The organism is Pseudoalteromonas apostichopi, assembly GCF_030297135.1.
GTDB classification, from domain to species: Bacteria; Pseudomonadota; Gammaproteobacteria; order Enterobacterales; family Alteromonadaceae; genus Pseudoalteromonas; species Pseudoalteromonas apostichopi.
The window spans coordinates 183,250-201,554 of the sequence record NZ_AP028065.1; the positions used below are offsets into that span (position 1 = coordinate 183,250).

The 18,305-nt window shown below is 38.7% G+C and carries 15 protein-coding genes; 7 read left to right on the forward strand and 8 right to left on the reverse strand.

What is annotated here, in order from left to right; genetic code table 11:
• The first annotated feature begins 9 nt into the window (after positions 1-9).
• On the forward strand, positions 10-2,232 hold the full coding sequence (locus tag QUE86_RS00770) for an NADP-dependent isocitrate dehydrogenase (protein ID WP_286258628.1): 2,223 nt from the start codon (positions 10-12) through the stop codon (positions 2,230-2,232).
• A gap of 118 nt (positions 2,233-2,350) precedes the next feature.
• Here QUE86_RS00770 and QUE86_RS00775 read toward each other — a convergent pair whose 3' ends face one another.
• The 3 genes from QUE86_RS00775 to QUE86_RS00785 all read right to left on the reverse strand — a co-directional run bounded on the left by QUE86_RS00775 (position 2,351) and on the right by QUE86_RS00785 (position 8,056).
• Entirely contained in the window at positions 2,351-4,633 is a 2,283-nt protein-coding gene (locus QUE86_RS00775; RefSeq protein WP_286258630.1) for an ATP-binding protein, read from the reverse strand.
• A gap of 9 nt (positions 4,634-4,642) precedes the next feature.
• Entirely contained in the window at positions 4,643-5,911 is a 1,269-nt protein-coding gene (locus QUE86_RS00780) for an ABC transporter substrate-binding protein (RefSeq protein WP_256854893.1), read from the reverse strand.
• A 126-nt stretch (positions 5,912-6,037) separates the two neighbouring features.
• Positions 6,038-8,056 (reverse strand): hybrid sensor histidine kinase/response regulator, encoded by a 2,019-nt coding sequence (locus QUE86_RS00785; protein ID WP_286258633.1) that lies wholly within the window; start codon positions 8,054-8,056, stop codon positions 6,038-6,040.
• 213 nt (positions 8,057-8,269) lie between these two features.
• Here QUE86_RS00785 and QUE86_RS00790 point away from each other — a divergent pair, with 213 nt between their 5' ends.
• The 3 genes from QUE86_RS00790 (at position 8,270) to QUE86_RS00800 (ending at position 11,774) form a co-directional block, all read left to right on the forward strand.
• Positions 8,270-9,568, forward strand: a complete 1,299-nt coding sequence (locus tag QUE86_RS00790) for a diguanylate cyclase domain-containing protein (protein ID WP_130051319.1) — start codon at positions 8,270-8,272, stop codon at positions 9,566-9,568.
• A gap of 88 nt (positions 9,569-9,656) precedes the next feature.
• Positions 9,657-10,550 carry a TIGR01777 family oxidoreductase gene (locus tag QUE86_RS00795; protein ID WP_130051318.1) on the forward strand — a complete coding sequence of 298 codons (894 nt, stop codon included), beginning with the start codon at positions 9,657-9,659 and terminating at the stop codon, positions 10,548-10,550.
• 81 nt (positions 10,551-10,631) lie between these two features.
• On the forward strand, positions 10,632-11,774 hold the full coding sequence (locus QUE86_RS00800; protein ID WP_286258637.1) for a GGDEF domain-containing protein: 1,143 nt from the start codon (positions 10,632-10,634) through the stop codon (positions 11,772-11,774).
• On the opposite strand, the gene QUE86_RS00805 is transcribed toward QUE86_RS00800, so the two are convergent.
• The gene (locus tag QUE86_RS00805) at positions 11,771-12,745 is read right to left on the reverse strand and encodes a LysR family transcriptional regulator (protein WP_130051316.1); all 975 of its coding nucleotides are present in this window, start codon (positions 12,743-12,745) and stop codon (positions 11,771-11,773) included. The two genes, QUE86_RS00800 and QUE86_RS00805, sit on opposite strands and share 4 nt — an antisense overlap.
• Positions 12,746-12,854: 109 nt before the next feature.
• On the opposite strand from QUE86_RS00805, the gene QUE86_RS00810 reads away from it, so the two are divergent.
• On the forward strand, positions 12,855-13,796 hold the full coding sequence (locus QUE86_RS00810) for a sodium-dependent bicarbonate transport family permease (RefSeq protein WP_178927059.1): 942 nt from the start codon (positions 12,855-12,857) through the stop codon (positions 13,794-13,796).
• An 83-nt stretch (positions 13,797-13,879) separates the two neighbouring features.
• Positions 13,880-14,299 carry a hypothetical protein gene (locus tag QUE86_RS00815; protein WP_239977618.1) on the forward strand — a complete coding sequence of 140 codons (420 nt, stop codon included), beginning with the start codon at positions 13,880-13,882 and terminating at the stop codon, positions 14,297-14,299.
• 13 nt (positions 14,300-14,312) lie between these two features.
• Here QUE86_RS00815 and QUE86_RS00820 read toward each other — a convergent pair whose 3' ends face one another.
• The 3 genes from QUE86_RS00820 to QUE86_RS00830 form a co-directional block, all read right to left on the reverse strand.
• A complete protein-coding gene (locus QUE86_RS00820; RefSeq protein WP_130051313.1) occupies positions 14,313-14,693 on the reverse strand; it encodes a hypothetical protein in 381 nt (126 codons plus the stop codon).
• A 125-nt stretch (positions 14,694-14,818) separates the two neighbouring features.
• Complete coding sequence (locus QUE86_RS00825; RefSeq protein ID WP_286258641.1) at positions 14,819-15,394, reverse strand: hypothetical protein; 576 nt, start codon at positions 15,392-15,394, stop codon at positions 14,819-14,821.
• Positions 15,395-15,467: 73 nt separating this feature from the next.
• A complete protein-coding gene (locus QUE86_RS00830; protein WP_286258642.1) occupies positions 15,468-15,653 on the reverse strand; it encodes a hypothetical protein in 186 nt (61 codons plus the stop codon).
• Between the two features lie 264 nt (positions 15,654-15,917).
• Between QUE86_RS00830 and sbcB the strand changes: the two genes are divergently transcribed.
• Positions 15,918-17,363, forward strand: coding sequence for an exodeoxyribonuclease I (gene sbcB, locus QUE86_RS00835; RefSeq protein ID WP_286258644.1), 1,446 nt, complete (start codon positions 15,918-15,920; stop codon positions 17,361-17,363).
• Positions 17,364-17,401: 38 nt separating this feature from the next.
• On the opposite strand, the gene QUE86_RS00840 is transcribed toward sbcB, so the two are convergent.
• Positions 17,402-18,283 (reverse strand): NAD(P)-dependent oxidoreductase, encoded by an 882-nt coding sequence (locus QUE86_RS00840; RefSeq protein ID WP_130051310.1) that lies wholly within the window; start codon positions 18,281-18,283, stop codon positions 17,402-17,404.
• Positions 18,284-18,305 lie beyond the last annotated feature (22 nt).

The following is an 18,305-nucleotide window of genomic DNA, read 5'->3' on the forward strand; positions in this document are numbered from 1 at the left end:
GGAATGATGATGACATCAAAAATTATCTATACTAAAACAGATGAAGCGCCAGCTCTTGCGACGTATTCATTGTTACCAATCATCCAAGCGTACACTAACGCTGCTGGTGTTGAAGTTGAAACTCGCGATATTTCATTAGCGGGTCGTGTAATTGCAAACTTCCCTGAGTACTTAACTGAAGATCAACGTATTGATGATGCACTTGCTGAATTAGGTGAAATGGCAAAAACACCTGAAGCTAACATTATCAAACTACCTAATATCAGTGCTTCTATCCCTCAGCTACGTGCAGTAATCAAAGAGTTACAAGAAAAAGGTTACGCGTTACCAGACTACCCATCAGAGCCAAAAACTGATGAAGAAAAGAAAGTTAAAGCAACTTACGACAAAATCAAAGGCTCTGCTGTAAACCCTGTACTTCGTGAAGGTAACTCTGACCGTCGTGCACCTAGTTCAGTTAAAGAGTATGCTCGTAACAACCCACATTCAATGGGTGCATGGAGCAAAGATTCTCAATCTTACGTTGCAAGCATGGAAGAAGGTGACTTCTTCGGTTCTGAGCAATCTGTCACTGTTGCAGAAGCTACTGACGTACGTATCGAGCATGTTGCAAAAAATGGTGACATTACAGTTCTTAAAGCAAGTACACCATTACTAGCGGGTGAAGTAATTGATGCTTCATGCATGAGCGCAGCTAAGCTTCAAGCTTTCCTTGCTAAAGAAATTCAAACAGCAAAAGACAAAGGCGTGTTGTTCTCATTACACATGAAAGCAACTATGATGAAAGTGTCTGACCCAATCATCTTCGGTCACGCTGTAAAAGTTTTCTTCAAAGACGTATTCACAAAACACGCTGATCTTTTCAAAGAGCTAGATGTTGACGTAAACAACGGCTTTGGCGATGTATTCTCAAAAATCGAAAGCCTAGATGCAGCTAAAAAAGCTGAAATTGAAGCAGATATCCAAGCGGTTTATGAAAACAACCCTGCTATCGCTATGGTTGATTCTGATCGTGGTATTACTAACCTTCACGTGCCAAGTGATGTGATCATCGATGCATCAATGCCTGCTGCAATTCGTTCTAGCGGTCAAATGTGGAATAGCGAAGGTAAATTACAAGACACAAGCTTTGTAATTCCAGATCGTTGTTACGCTGGTGTTTACCAAGCAACTATCGATTTCTGTAAGGAAAACGGTGCATTCGATCCAACAACAATGGGTAGCGTACCTAACGTTGGTCTTATGGCACAAAAAGCTGAAGAATACGGTTCACATGACAAAACGTTTGAAGTAGCTGCTGCAGGTACTATCCGTGTTGTTGATACTGCTGGAACAACGTTACTAGAGCATGCTGTTGAGCAAGGCGATATCTGGCGTATGTGTCAGGTAAAAGACGCACCAATCCAAGATTGGGTTAAGCTTGCTGTTAACCGCGCTCGCGCAACTAGCACACCGGCAGTTTTCTGGTTAGACGAAAATCGTGCACACGATGCTGAGTTAATCAAAAAAGTAAACACGTATCTACCACAACATGATACTGATGGTCTTGAAATCCATATCTTAGCGCCGGTTGAAGCGACTAAATTCTCTTTAGAGCGTATCAAAGAAGGTAAAGACACTATTTCAGTAACTGGTAACGTTTTACGCGACTACCTAACTGACTTATTCCCAATTCTTGAACTTGGTACAAGTGCTAAAATGCTTTCAATCGTACCACTTATGAATGGTGGCGGTTTATTCGAAACTGGTGCAGGTGGTTCAGCGCCTAAGCACGTTCAACAATTCGAAAAAGAAAATCACTTACGTTGGGATTCTTTAGGTGAGTTCTTAGCCCTTGCTGCTTCTTTAGAGCATTTAGCGGTTAATACAGATAACAAGAAAGCACAAGTGCTTGCTGACACACTTGATAAAGCAACAGGCACATTCTTAGCTGAAAACAAATCACCTTCACGTAAAGTGAAAGAGATTGATAACCGTGGTTCGCACTTCTTCCTTTCATTATTCTGGGCACAAGAACTTGCTGCACAAAATGATGATGCGGAATTAAAAGCACAGTTCACACAAATTGCTGCTGATCTTGAGTCTCAAAAAGACCAAATCGTTAATGAATTAAACGATGCACAAGGTCCAGCTATGAGTGTAGGTGGTTATTACCAACCTAATGATGAGCTAGCATTTAAAGCAATGCGTCCAAGTTCAACATTCAATGACATTCTAGCTAAGCTTGTTTAATTATTTAAATCTTATTTATCTAGTTAACTAGCTACAAGAGAGTTATCTCAAAGCGCTTATTCGCGAAAGAGATAACTCTTTTTTTGCTCTCGTGACTAACGAACCTGTTAGGTTTTCACTAATTTGATTGCTTTTCAGAGCGGTCATTCTCATTAAAACACCACTTGAATAAAACTGTTTTCACACATTGGTAGTCTATTGGTTTAGCAATAAAATCACTCATTCCCGCTGCAAAACATCGCTGCTTATCCGCCTCAAGCACATTGGCTGTTAATGCAATAATGGGCGTATCTTCATAAGCGGGGATTTTTCTAATCAATACGGTAGCTTGAGGGCCATCAAGTACAGGCATCTGCATATCCATAAAAATAATATCAAAGTTGTTTTGCTGACTATTTTCCTTACATAGCGCTACGGCCTGCTCACCATCCCCTGCTATTTTTATAGTTCTTATCCCGAACTCATTCAACATGGCTTCGATAACGACCTGGTTAATATCATTGTCTTCGACTACAAGTACATTAAGTGATGAAAAGTCTGCCTGTTCCTCTTCGGCTTCTTGTATATTTGCGGCTTCAAACTCAGACTGCTCAAAAACCTGTGTTGTTTTTAACTCAAAATAAAAGTGAGAGCCCTGCCCTAAATCACTTTCTACATGCAAAGGAGCATCCATCAAATTTAGTAATTTACTTGATATAGCCAATCCAAGCCCTGTGCCACCGAAGCGCCGTGTAATTGACGTATCAGCTTGCGAAAACGCTTCAAAAAGCTTGCTGAGATTTTCTTTCGCGATGCCAATTCCCGTATCAACCACAGAGAATTTGATCTTTAGATCGTCGCTCTGACCTCGATTAATTCTTATATCAAGCGAAACACTTCCTTTTTCGGTAAATTTAATCGCATTCCCTAATAGATTTATTAGCACTTGTTTTAAACGGGTTTCATCGGCAAAGAAAATACAATCTTGCTGTGCTTCGGCAATAGAGATATTGAAGTTGATATGTTTATTTTGAGCTTGCTCTTTAAATAAGTGCATAAGCTCATCTAACATAGAGTTTAAATGCACTGGTATCGATTCTAGCTCAATCTTAGAAGCTTCAATCTTACTAATATCTAAAATATCATTGATGATCACTAATAAACCAGACCCTGAGGATTGAATGATATTTAGCATCTTCACTTGCTCAGGTGTTAACGTGGTGCGCCTCAATTGACGTGCCATCCCGAGAATACCATTCATAGGAGTGCGAATTTCATGACTCATATTCGCAAGGAATTCTGATTTTACTTTCGTTGTATGCTCTGCTGTTGTTTTTGCCTCTGTAAGGTCTTGGCTCAATATACGGAATCTATCAGCGGCAGTTGCAAGCACACCAATTTCGTCTTTACGATTTAAATCATAAATAGGAGCAGATAAGTCACCTCCTAAAAAGTGTTGAAAGCTAATCGTTAAACGCTTTATTGAGTGAGTTATTTGTAAGTGGAAAAATGCAGCTAGCCCGATGATATAAATCAGTATACCTATAGAAAGAAAACGAAGTGTTTGATCTGCCTTTATTACTATATCTTGCGCCTCTCTTTTTATTTTTTGTAATCGAGTCAAGGATTGCTCGCGCAACTTATCTGCGAGCGTACTGAATTCAATTGCATCTCCAGCCATAACAACATTTACTAAACTCAAGTAATTTCTATTAGCTTGTACTCCCTTGGAAAATACTTCTTGATACGCTGTAGCCAGTTCACTACTTTTAATATATTTAGTATTTGATAGTCTATTATTTGATAAGATAGTAAGCGCTTTATTAACCGCCGCTCTTTTTGAGTAATCTTTTTTCGCAAGAAACAATGAGGCATCTCGATGTAACTCATGCCAAACGTTCAGCTGCTCTGAGATAGCTAACTTTTCTTCGCTTGAAGCAGTGTTTAATTTAAGGGTGTTTAGATAATTAATGGCTTGGAAATAAATATTCGGAAGTTTGTCGTCGGTAAGCTCTTTTTTTATCTCATAACGTTTAGCAAGCACACTCAAATTATCGCCATACCTGGTTATAAGCTGTGTCATCGAGTCTAGGTAAACTTGGTTTTCAAGTTCGTCACTTTTTAAATCGACACTCTCTAAGCGTACTTTTATACTTTTAAAGTTTTCTATTATTTTACTGAATACTGTTTTGCTTCCTGAAACCCCATAAACCGAGATATCTCGCTGCATTTCAACAATATCCTTGTTGATTCGCAAAATCCCAACTGCATAGTTACTAATACGGCTTATATCGTTAATAGAAGCTTCAATGCTTTGTAGCCGTTTACTCAGAACAATGTAACTCGCTCCCATTGCAAGTAAAACTAGCGTCAACGCTAATAACACCTTGGCCGCTAATGACCGAGAAATAAATGTCAGCAAAGTATTTCCTTATGAATTTAGTAATTCATACCATTTATCTAAACTGTAATCATAATTAGGCATAACCGTATTCCATACTGCTATGTTCGAAAAGCGCTTAATGTAGCTACCTCCATCACGTACCTGACCAGCTTGAACCGAAATTTTTCCGTCTGTTCCTCGTAAATCAGTGGATGCTTCTTGCCCTTCGTACCAATATTGCCATTCAGGCTTTGACATCAGTGGCTTGCTGCGCTCAGGGTTAGAAATGTAATACCCTTGCCTTGCGATAAACGCTCCCGGATAGCCCGACAGCCACCAATTCATGTACTCATAGGCAGCATCTTTAACATACCCTTGGGTATTGGCAGATAAACACATTACCCCATGCCATGCACGATAGCCTTCTTTGGGGGAAGCATAAACAACTGGAATACCTTGGCCTTTACATGCACTAACACCTGGCGAAAACATGCTTTGAATAGTGACTCGTTTCATTTTCATGAAGTCGACAGATTGCGGCACCGAAGTCCAAAATCCAGCAAAGTGACCTTCTCGTTTCTTATGTTGCAAGATAGCGAACAACTGATCAATCTCACTAATGCTCATATTTCCCATATCTTTAAACGTCATCAGGCCTTGCGCTTGGGCAGCCAATGCCGCATCAAAAATACCGATAGTTGGTGCATTTACTAGCGCTACTTTGCCTTTATTCTTTTCGTCGAGTAACCAAGACCATGACTCTGTTTCGTATGGGGTACCCTTTTCTATGAACTGTGTGTTGTAACCAAAGGAATCAACGTTATGCACATAAGGCATGAAACTAATTGCATTAGTTGGTGTAGTTGAAAGCGTGCCATCTGCTTGTACATAAAGCAGTTTATTAGGTGAATCACCAGCACCTAATTTAGCGTCAGGAGCAATTTTTCCTGTTTTAGAAAGAGGGTTAATTTCATGCCAATACCTTAACCGCTCAGTTTCTATAGGTTGAATAGCGCCAGCTTGCCATAAAATGTTAATTGAATCTGACCATTGCTCGTATAAATCAAAGCTACTTGGATCTGCAGCCGCTTTTTGCAACACAGCTGCACTGCCCATTGGCGTAAACTCAATATTAATACCCAGCTCAAGCATGGCTTTTTGCCTAAGTTCTTCTTGTAACGTAACATGGGTGCCCATCACTCTAATAGTAGGAGTGCTTTTAGCGAATACATAGGGGACTTTGAAAGCAAGTGTTGATGCAACAGCACCAGCCCCTAACGTTTTAAGAAAATCTCGGCGGTTATCAGAGTGGTCCATTTAGCATTCCCAATATGTTAAGCCCGTTAAAAGTATAGGTTAAATTTGGAAATTACCTAAAGTAAGTATAAATTTACAATATAGAAAATACCCAATGCAGTTGAATCATAAGCCAACCACAGTTAGCTAGATTAAAAAATGTTCTTTTGCACTCGCAATTGCTTGTTCAATGGCCGTATTTTTAACTGGCTTAGAAACAAATAAATCCATTCCTGCTTCTTTACAGGCAGCTTTATCATCCGCAGAGGTATTTGCAGTCAAAGCAATGATAAAAGTTTTATCTGTCGGGCATATTTTTTCATTTCTCAAAACCCGTGTTGCTTCAATACCGTCCATTTCAGGCATAACACAATCCATAAAAATCAAGTTGTAGTTATTTTGTTTGCACTTATTTACCGCATCAATTCCATCGCAAGCATAATCAGCAGTCAAGCCCAACTTCTCTAAATGAGCTTTCAACACGAAGCGATTAATTTGGTTGTCATCAACAACTAATATCGATAAAGGCAAGGTTGAAAAGTCGATATCACTGGCATGTAGCGTATCATGTGATTGTGGCTGCCCAAGCTTTAGAGGTAATTGAATATCAAAGCAACTGCCTTTTTGGTATTCACTACTGACCTTTATCGTGCCACCCATGTAGTCAATGAGCTCTTTTACAATAGCAAGACCTAGGCCTGTTCCGCCTTTATTACGATCTTTATCTTGCTCTTGGGTAAAAGGCGAAAACAGTGATTTCATAAAGGTTTCAGTCATACCAATGCCTGTATCGCTGACTCGCATATTTAAGATCACATCGCCATTTTGCGGTTTAGCCGATACGTTTAGTTTAATAGTACCTTGCTCAGTAAACTTTAATGCATTGCTAAGTAAGTTAGACAAAATTTGAGTGATACGAGTATTATCGCAATAAGTCCAACATTCATCACTAATATCAATATCGACCTCAAAATTAAGATTCTTTTCTTGATATAAAGGTAAATATAACGACGCTAAATCAACAAAAATTGTTTTTAATAAAAAGTGACTAGGCTCTAATTTGAGTTCACCATGATTTATCTTAGAAAAGTCGAGTACTTCGTTAATGATGTTTAACAAAATATCAGCACTTCGCAGTGCAACTTTGAGTTTTTCTTCACGTTTTTGCTCTGACTTTTCATATAGAAGTGTCGTAAGCATGCCTACAATACCATTGAGCGGCGTGCGCAATTCATGACTAATTTTGGCCAGCAAGATGCTGCGCTCTTCAAGTGTTCGCAGTGCATCAGCTTTTTGCTTTTTGAGCTCTTCTCGCAGCAATACTTCTTTAGTAATATCCTGAAACGTCCCGATTAATCGAACGCACTGGTTGTTCTCAAATTCTGCTTCACCATAGGTTGACACCCAAACAATATTACCTTTAGCCGTAACCAATTCAATTTCAAGATTCCAATCCTTTCCTAGCTCAACCGCTTCTTTAACAACTTGTTGTATTGCATTACGACTTTCGCCTTCTTTATAAAACTTAATAGCAGTTTCGAGGTTAGGTGCATAATCAGCAGGAACCTCATGGATGGCTTTAGTTTGTTTACTCCAGTACAGCTTATTTTCTAGCAGGTCGAACTCCCAAGAACCAATACGAGCAACTTCTTCAACTTGCGCTAACATATAGTTCTTTTTTAATAACCGTTCAGACGATGCATTACGTGCCAGTTCATTGCCTAGCCACTGAGCAAATAGCTCAACATAATCATGTGATTCTTCATTGAACGGTTTTGATACATTAGGTGCTGAGAAATTAACGGTACCAAATACTTTTTTGCCAACAAAAATAGGGGCGCCAATGTATGATTCGAGTTGAAAATTGACATAACAAGGGTGCTCTGCAATAGGGCTTTTTGAAGCGTGATGAAATGAGAGCGCCTTATTGGCTTCAAGGGTATGAGCACAATAAGTTCCCGAGACATCAAATTGCGTACCAACAGCAATCGCATTATCAGGAGTAACAGCATGAATGACCGTATAAACCTGACCATCTACCCGACTCACAATAGCAAACTCAAGATTAAAAACGTCTAAACCAAACTTTAACAGCTTGGTTACTTTGTTTGAAAAATCAATTTCTTGGTTGGATACTATATCGTGAAATTGGCGCAGAAAGTTCACAGTCACTCCTTGTTACTTAAAACTACATATTGTCAAAACAGCATATCAATAATTTATTGAGTGTTCACTTAAAAAGAGGTAAACAGCCTAAACTTGCCAAATACGTTATAAAATATCATTAAAATGACTTTTTTTATTGATAAACTGGTAAAACTCTATGCTTAGTCAATACTTTATTATTAAAGTTAGTAATTGTAGGCACTTACCATTTCAATGTCACTTAGAGCCAAATTCACCCTTTTACTGTCCACTGTTTTATTAGTGATAGTAGCTAATACCTTTATCATCTATTTATTAGATAAAGAGGGTCAGGCTAAGCTTGAAACAGTGATCCGCACTCATGATGTACTTGATGAGTCAGAAAAGCTTTACAAGCAACTCATAAACGCTGAAACAGGTCAACGAGGCTATTTATTAACACAAGACATCAGTTATTTAACGCCCTATTACTCTGCTCTTGATCAAGTAAAAGAACATTTTCTAAACATCAATAAGCTAACCATAAACAACCCAGAGCAAAAGAATACACTTGCATTAATTGATGAACTAATAAGTAAAAAGCTAGCTGAGTTGGCATTAACCGTTGAACTTGTTTTGCAGGGCACACCCTCTGCGCTTGAGAGAGCAAAAGTCGTTGTGTTAACTAATAAAGGTAAGCAGTTTATGGATCAAATCCGCACGCAGATTGAACTATTTCAAGATACGGCACGAGCAAAACTAGAACAACAAGATGCTGAATACCAAGAATCCAAAATTTTTATTACGCGTTTCGTCACTATGCAAATTCCACTAGCCATTATCTTATTATTGTTTTGCGCCTTTTATATAAATTCTAAGCTTTTAAAACCCCTCAAACTATTAATACACATTACCAAACAGGTTGAAAAAGGCGAAAAGCCGAAAGCTTTAACAATTGATATCCACGATGATATAGGCTACTTGATAAAACGCTTTGTACGCATGAGTGACATTGTTTATGAACGAACGAGAAAATTAAACTTTCAGGCAAGTCACGATCACCTAACAGGAGTTTTAAACCGTACAGAATTAAAACCAGCATTAAAGCATGCTATCCATCTTTGCTCCGAAAAAAATAAGCTTGCGGTTATATTCATTGATATAAATAAGTTTAAACAACTTAATGATGAATATGGTCATCTAATCGGTGATCAAATACTAATAGAAACCGCAAAACGCATTACTTCATCTGTTAGAGCCGATGATGATGTATATCGCTATGGAGGAGATGAATTTGTTATTGTTACGCATAATATAGCCAAAAGCAGATTTATTGATGCAATGATTGATCATCTATTGGAGTGCTTCAATCATCCTTTTATGCTGGAACAACACACAATAAATATTTCAATTAGTATTGGAGTAGCCTTAGCCCCAGATCACAGTACAGAGTATAAGCAACTACTCGAACTCGCTGACCTGGCGATGTACAAATCTAAAAGACACCCTAAAAAGAGTTATCACATTTATCAAGAAGGTGAAAAAAAAGAGTAATCTAAATTACTGCTTTATCCGTATAAATTTGCAAAAACACTCATCAGAATGTATAAAAAATACACAGCACTTTCATTAAGGTAGCACAATGCATATTTTTTTAACCGGTGGAACAGGCCTTATTGGTAGACATTTGTGCCCTTTCTTATTAAACCATCATAAAGTCACTGTACTTACTCGCAACCCAATTCAAGCAGCCGTAATCCTGACTCATCAAGTGCATACTGTGAAGTCACTAGATGAAGTTAATTTTGAAGAAATTGATGCCATCATCAACTTAGCTGGTGAACCTATCGTTAATAAACGTTGGAGCGAGTCTCAAAAGCAAACTTTACTTAATAGTCGAATTAATCTTACTTTACAGATCTCTAAAGCAATTAGCCGATGTGAATCTCCACCCCATACATTTATTTCAGGCAGTGCTATTGGTTTTTATGGACGACAAGATAATCAGCCGATTGATGAGAGCTTCAATGATATTTACCCTGAATTTAGTCACGTTCTTTGTCGAGACTGGGAGCATGCAGCTACGAAAGCACATTCTGATAAAACCCGGGTGTGCTTACTTCGTACTGGTATCGTGTTAGCTAAGCAAGGTGGTGCACTTGGTAAAATGCTTCCTGCCTTTAAGTTTGGCTTAGGTGGGCCATTAGGCCATGGAAAGCAAGGAATGTCATGGATTCATATTGATGACATGATCCAACTAATCCTTTTTGTTCTCTCACATCAAAATATCCATGGGCCAATAAACGCGACTGCACCTAACCCTGTTGATAATAATGAATTTAGCCAGACATTAGCTAATGTCATTTCGCGTCCGGCTATGTTGCGTATGCCTAGTTGGGTGTTAAAAATGATGATGGGTGAAATGTCTGACCTACTGCTTTACGGTCAATTTGTGCTCCCTAATAAGCTACTAAGCCATAATTATCGATTCCACTACCCGACATTAAAGCCAGCATTAGAAAGTCTAAAAATATAATTACTATGTCTAGGTTGATTAGGAGTAACTAATACATAATAATTAACCTGATATTAGTCGAGTGATTATTCAGGGAAAATCATGATGCAATTACCCACCATAATCAGCATTTCAATTTTATTGAATGTGATTATTGGGGCTTTCTTACTGTCTTTATACTTTCTAAGGCAACAATCAAGCTATTTATATTGGGGAAGCTCGTGTCTAATTTTTGTATGCGCACAAATTACAGCCTCTCTACGAGCTATTATTGACTTTCCTTTAATTACGCACTATCTGGCCGATTTACTAATTATTGCAGCACCATTATCAGCAATATTAGGAATTCATGCTTATTGCCAGTCTGACAAAAAATACCAAAGTGCATGTGCATTCGTGCTAGTTTCATCTTCTGCCATATTACTTCCTCTTTATAATCTGCCAATAAGTCAGTTGCTCACAACGGCCATCATTGCCGTATGCTTTGGTTATGCTGCTTTCGCGCTTAAAGGGCTACATGTGAAGCGCATTATGCATTTAGCATTACTCAAGGTATGCTTTGTAATTCATTCTTTAATCATGGCTATACAGTTTTTGCTGCTACTTTCTGATTATCTAGGTTTGTTAAACATAGACTTAAACCAAATAATAGCTGTTATTCTGATAAGTCATATCATTATCACTACCCTAACAGCCATGATTTGGCCACTAATAATGTTTCTAGAATCTGAGCAAACATTGAGTGACCTTGCTAATCGCGATCCATTAACTGATTTATTAAACCGCCGGTCATTTATAACTATTAGTAACAATTATTTAGAAAAAGCAAATAGCAGCCTTACAGAACTCTGTGCTTTGATGATTGATATCGACTTCTTTAAAAGAGTAAATGACCTACATGGTCACGAAACAGGTGATGAAGCACTCAAATGGGTTGCGAACAAGATTAAAAGCCAGCTTCGTGAACACGACTTAGTTGCTAGAATAGGTGGTGAAGAGTTTGCAGTAATACTACCCAATACCAGTCAAGTTAAGGGTGAAATTCTATCTGAAAGAATTCGCTTAGCCATCCACAACGATAGCTTTCACCATAACAACCAAGAAATTAATCTGTCTATTAGCATTGGTATAATCACCCACAAGTCGGGTACTAATAATGTAAATGAACTACTTGCAAAGGCCGATAAAGGTTTATACAAAGCTAAATTAAATGGCCGAAACCAAGTTGTGACAATGGCATTTTAATGGTGCCTTTTTTCTAGCTGAACATTAATGCTCGCATTTAGCTGACTCAGCTCATTATTTACCCACTCTTTGTCTAAGCATTGCTCTAAATTTAACTCGGCAAATTTTAAAAAATTTCGCGCAGCATGCGACAAATGGCGATCGGTTCGCACCACAAAATACCAATGACTCGCTAAGTTCACATCTTGCACATTTAGCATACAAAAGCTGCTATCGTGTGGTGGTAAGACATGACGAGACACGACTCCCAGACCCATGCCAGAGCCGACAGCAACACGAATAGCTTCATTACTTGCCATTTGCACTGTATTACTTAATACAACCCCCCGACTTTGTAGCTCGCTTTCAAACAGCATTCGCGTGGCAGAGCCCTGCTCTCGAAGTAAAAATCGTTCTGAGATTAAATCGTGCAATGTAACGTTGTTTTTACTTACAAGCGGGTGATTAGTTGGCGCAATAAATACCAATGGATTTTGTAAAAACCGGCCAGCCTTGGCGTGCTCTAATGAGGGGGGATGACTAAATACATAGATATCATCTTCGCCTCTTTCAAATCGAGCAAGCACCTCAGCACGATTACCAATTTCAAGCGGCAGCTCAACATGAGGGTGTAAGTTACTATAAGGACCTAATAATTTCGGCAAAATATATTGTGCAGTATTCACAATTGCAATTTTACAGCGACCGCGCTCACCACCTCTGAGCTCAGCTAAGTAATCTTGATAATCATCAAAATGACCAAACACCTGCTGACAAGTTTGAAATAACGCGAAGCCAGCTTCAGTAACATGAAGACGCTGCTGGTTAACCATCACTAAAGGTTCATTAACGGTTTCTTGTAGGCGCTTAATTTGTTGCGATACAGTCGGTTGAGTTAAATGTAATTGCCTTGCTGTCTCACTAATTGAGCGTGTTTTTACTACGCACATAAACACTTCAAGTAAACGAAAAGAAATATGTCTCAAGTCCATTAACAAACACCTATAGATAATTATCTATAGAATATTATCATTTATTTAATTATTTACTATGTGAATTTTTAATTAGAATAGCGTCGCTTTTAACCTAGAGGAGAACAAAGTGCCTGATATTGTTGTAATGTTTTTTGTTTTAGGACTCACAGCTGGATTACTTCGCTCTGACCTAAAGATCCCGCAAGCGACCTATGAAACCCTTAGCCTATTGTTAATGCTCACCATTGGTTTAAAAGGTGGTATGGTGCTGCATGGCAATTTGCATTGGCAACTTTTACCTGAAATGGGTGCCGTTTTACTACTTGGCGGTTTGATCCCACTAATGCTTTACCCTGTTTTAAACAAACTGCTTAATTTATCTGTTGCTAATAGTGCAAGTATCGCTGCACATTATGGTTCAGTAAGTGCAGGTACATTTGCGGTCGCTTTAGCTTATGCCGAATCTAACTCGTTAAATGTTGGTGCGGAAGTCACTCTTTATTTAGTAATGCTTGAATTACCAGCGATCATCGTTGGCTTATTACTATACCGTCGCCTTGGGAATGGCTCTGGGCAAAACCTCTCGCTCAAAGCGCTTTGGCATGAAACACTGACGAACAAAAGCGTGATACTCCTTGTTGGTGGTGTAATTATCGGCATGATGTACGGTACACAGCAAGGTAGCCAAGTAACAAGCCTTTTAACAAACAGTTTTAAAGTTGTTCTGGCATTATTCCTACTGGAAATGGGTTTAATGGCTGCGCAAACACTGCGCCCTATTCCATGGCATCACTGGCGTTTAGCATTATTCGCACTTATAACACCTAACCTATTAGGAGCCATTGGCGTCTGTGTTGGTACAGCTCTACAACTGGAATTAGGCTCTGTAGTGATATTGGCAAGCCTTGTTGCAAGCGCTTCTTATATTGCAGCTCCTGCGGCTATTAAAGCAGCTATTCCAGATGCAGACATAGGTTTAGCCATGTTATGTTCCTTAGGGATCACCTTTCCTTTCAATGTATTACTTGGAATTGGTATGTATCATCAAATAGCATTATTCATGAGTTAAAAATTTAACTCACTATCACTTTATGCATGAGATTTTTTTAAAAGTCGTTTAATATAAATAAAAAAGCAGTGCAAGGACATGCTATGTTCAATCAAACGCTCAGCGCCGAGCAACAGCATGTAAGTGATATTTTTATGCGCTTATGTAAGCTTTGTGAGGTGCAAAACAATGCTGAGTTAGAGCAACATTTATCGTTAACGCCTGGTTTTTGTGTGCAAAGTATCGAACTTGCTTCAGTGCCTTATCAATTGATTGATAAAGTAGCTAAAGCTACGCAAGTTAGCTTTGATTCATTACTTAATGGTTACGAACATAAAACGCTCGCGCTCGATGGACCACTATTAGAAGCAGTTAGTAGCGGTATTATCAAGAGCATAAAAAAGCTATCTATAGCGGGGTTAATTAAGGGTGATAATCAAACTCAAGAAGCACTTAGTCAACTTGCAGAAATTCAGCTTGAACAAATAGAAAAAGAGCTAAAAATACAAAGCCAGGTTAAATAACCTGGCTTTTTAATTAATTCTTACCTTTGTACATTTTGTCGTAAATGTCGGAAATGTTGTTTTTCTCATCATAGTATCGCTGTAACTCTCCAAGCGATAACTCCTTTAGGCTTTCACTATCAAAACCCATTGGCTCTACCAATTTAAAATGAGCTGCTGTTGGTGAATTTTCAATTAAAGCTGCAACCTCATTTTTTAATTCTTCAGCTTTATTAAATAGTTTAATTGCTTTGCTGATATCTGTTTCGTGCTCGGCTTGCAACGTGCACCAAACCACCTCAACAGACTTTGACCTGATTTGATCTTCAAAGATATTCTTGCGCGCAATCAACCATGTACTTGCAATTAGCAAGATGGCTAAAACAGCAATGGCTATATAAATTAGTTCAAGCATTACGATCCCTCGGTAAACTAAATGTTACTATACACCCAAACTTGGTCCGTAATACATCAGGAAAAAGCATTATAAATTTTAGTATGGGACTGAAAACCATCAATTAATTCATGTTAACTTTTTGTTCAAAGCGGCCAACTTGGACTAAGCAAAAGTTTTAACCTAGTTTTTAGAAGACCAGGAAACAACATCACCACTGCAAGAGCAATACTTATGTAAAGCACAATAAAGCTATACATGTAGTGTATGTAAGCGTGCTCAGCTTGAATATCTAAGACTACAAATTTAAACCAAAGTACAAAGTGAGCTATAGCAATAACTATGGTGAGTTTGAATACACAAAAGAAGAGTAAGCCAAATTTATAGCTAAACTTTTTATGTAGTAAATATAAAAACCATAGGCTTAATAAATTAAAGAGAGAGAGAGCGAGGTACACATTTTGTGCATTTTCAACTGCATGACTATTATGGATGTAAAGTAATACTTTCTCCATCAAAAGGGAAGTTAGCAAATACTTAGTAACAACGACTCCAATTGACAAAAAGTCGCTAAAAAGCTCTCTATTTTTGATAGCTCTAAAAACAGAAAGTACCAAAGCACATAAATATAGTAATGAAATAACAACTTGAAGTGAAAAGGCATCCCTAGTTTCACTTGCAAACATAAATTCATTATACAATTCAATGATGTAATTTATCATATCCTACCCTTTAACCAAGAGTAGGATATATTGATATTCTAAAAAAAACCAGCTATTCAGCTAGTTTGAAAAATTAGTTTTCTTTTTTCTTTGGGTCTTTAATTATGATGATTCCACCAGATCCATTTAATTCTTCATTCTTTTTTGGATCTTTAATGATGATAATACCACCTGAACCTTGAAGTTTTGTTGTATCAAAGCTTGAAGCTGGTGCTGCGTCGAATGCTAAAGTAGATAGTAATAAAGCTGATAAAGTCATTTTTTTGTTCCTTCATTGTTAAAGATAGTTTTCGTTAGCAAATACCGAGCCACTAAAATACAAATAAGGTAAAAACTAACGACTAGGCTCTATATAAGCATAAAATTGGGCTTTTAGGCCATTTTTTATACTAACCATGTATTTAAAACATACACTGAACAGCCTCGGCACCTTTAGCCCTATAATCTAACAAGCCTCTATGCCATAATTCTGTTAATTCAAAAAATAAGTCAAAGCGGCCCGACGCTTAGCAAGGTTTAATGCATGGCATATCCAGAACAACAGCAACCAACAATTTATTGGCACGACTACGAAACATTTGGCGCAAGCCCACAAAAGGACCGTCCGAGTCAATTTGCTGGTATTCGTACCGATCTCGATTTAAATATTATTGGTGAGCCGTTAATTGAGTATTGTAAGCCAGCGGCTGATTACTTGCCCCATCCTGAAGCGTGTTTAATAACGGGCATCACACCGCAAGTTGCGATGCAAAAAGGCTTGATTGAAGCTGAGTTTATGGCAAAGATCCATGCTGAGTTTAGTCAACCGAACACCTGTGTAGCGGGTTATAACAGCATTCGCTTTGATGATGAAGTCACGCGTTACAGCTTATACCGTAACTTTTATGACCCTTACGAGCGCGAATACAAAAACAATAATAGCCGCTGGGATATCATTGATCTGGTACGAGCATGTTACGCGTTACGCCCAGAAGGCATTGAATGGCCGCTTAAAGAAGATGGATCACCTAGCTTTAAACTTGAACACCTTACTGTTGCCAATGGTATTGAACACGCTGCGGCTCACGATGCATTAAGCGATGTAACGGCAACCATAGCGTTGGCAAAATTAATAAAAGAAAAGCAGCCAAAGCTATATCAGTTTTTCTTTAGCTTACGCTCTAAAAAAGCACTGGCTGATTTAGTTGATGTATTTAACATGACACCATTGGTGCACACCTCATCACGAATTCCGGCAAGTCAGGGCTGCACAAGCTGGATTGCCCCAATGAGCTTTCACCCTGTCAATAAAAACGCCATTATTTGCTTTAATTTGACTGAAGATCCGCAAGTCTTATTAGATTTATCTGTTGAAGAGCTGCGCACGCGTCTTTATACAAAACACACTGACCTTGGTGAAGGTGAAGCACCTGTAGGCTTAAAGCTCGTGCATTTAAATAAATGCCCTATTCTTGCACCAGCAAAAACCTTATTACCAGAAAATGCAGCTCGATTAGGTATTGACCGCGAAAAATGCTTACAAAATCTCGCTATTTTAAAAGCCAACACTGAGCTTCGCGACAAAGTAACCGAAGTGTTTAACGAACAACGTGATTATGGCGAAACCACTAACCCTGACTATCAACTTTATGATGGTTTCACCAGTCATGCTGATAAAGCTAAATTTGCCATTATTCGAGATGCAAGCCCTGAGCAATTAGCCTCGATGCAACTAGACTTTGATGATAAAAAGTTTGCCACCTTACTATTTAGATACCGAGCTCGAAACTGGCCTCAAACACTCAGCCAAGATGAACTGGCTAAGTGGCGCCAATATTGTCAAAACAAGCTAATGCATGGCGAAGATAGCCCTTCGATAAGTGGGCAAGATTTCATGATCACACTTGAGAATCTGGCTCATGAAAATGATGATAACGAGAAAAATCTGCATATTTTAAAAGCCTTGTACAATTACGCACAAAGCATGTAATTGAAAACGCGACAATCATTGTCGCGTTTTTATAGGTATTACTTCTTATGTAAGGCTTCGATGCGCGCTAATAAACTTGAGGTGTCATAGCGTCCACCACCTAAAGCTTGTACATCAGCGTAATATTGATCAACTGTTGCCGTCATCGGCAAAGTTGCGCCGTTTGCCTTTGCCTCATCTAGAGCAATGCCTAAATCTTTACGCATCCAATCAACAGCAAAACCAAATTCGTATTCGCCAGCCCACATGGTTTTGTAGCGGTTTTCCATCTGCCATGAGCCTGCTGCACCTTTAGAGATGGTTTCAATGACCTTTTCACCATCAAGGCCGGCTTGTTTTGCAAAGTGTAATCCCTCGGCTAAGCCCTGCACCACACCGGCAATACAAATCTGATTAACCATTTTACAAAGTTGGCCAGAGCCTACTTCGCCTAATAATTGGCTAAAGCGACTAAAAGCAGCCATCACAGGCTGAACAACATTAAAATCAGCTTCATCGCCACCAACCATCACGGTTAACACGCCATTTTCTGCACCTGCTTGACCACCAGAGACTGGCGCATCTAAAAATGCAATACCCTGCTGTTTAGCTTGAGCTCCTACTTCACGTGCAACTTCAGCCGACGTTGTAGTGTGGTCTACTAAATAGCTCCCCTCATGCATACTTACAAGAACACCATTTTCACCATAAACAACTGAACGTAAATCGTCATCATTGCCTACACACATAAAAACGATATCAGCACCTTTAGCTGCTTCACTTGGCGTTTCACAATAACTACCTTGATATTCTGAAACCCACTTTTGCGCTTTAGCTGTTGTGCGGTTGTAAACTGTCACGTTGTGACCTGCGTTAGCAAGGTGACCCGCCATTGGGTAACCCATTACACCTAATCCGATGAAGGCGACTTTCATTGACATAAAACTGACCTATTTGAGTGAT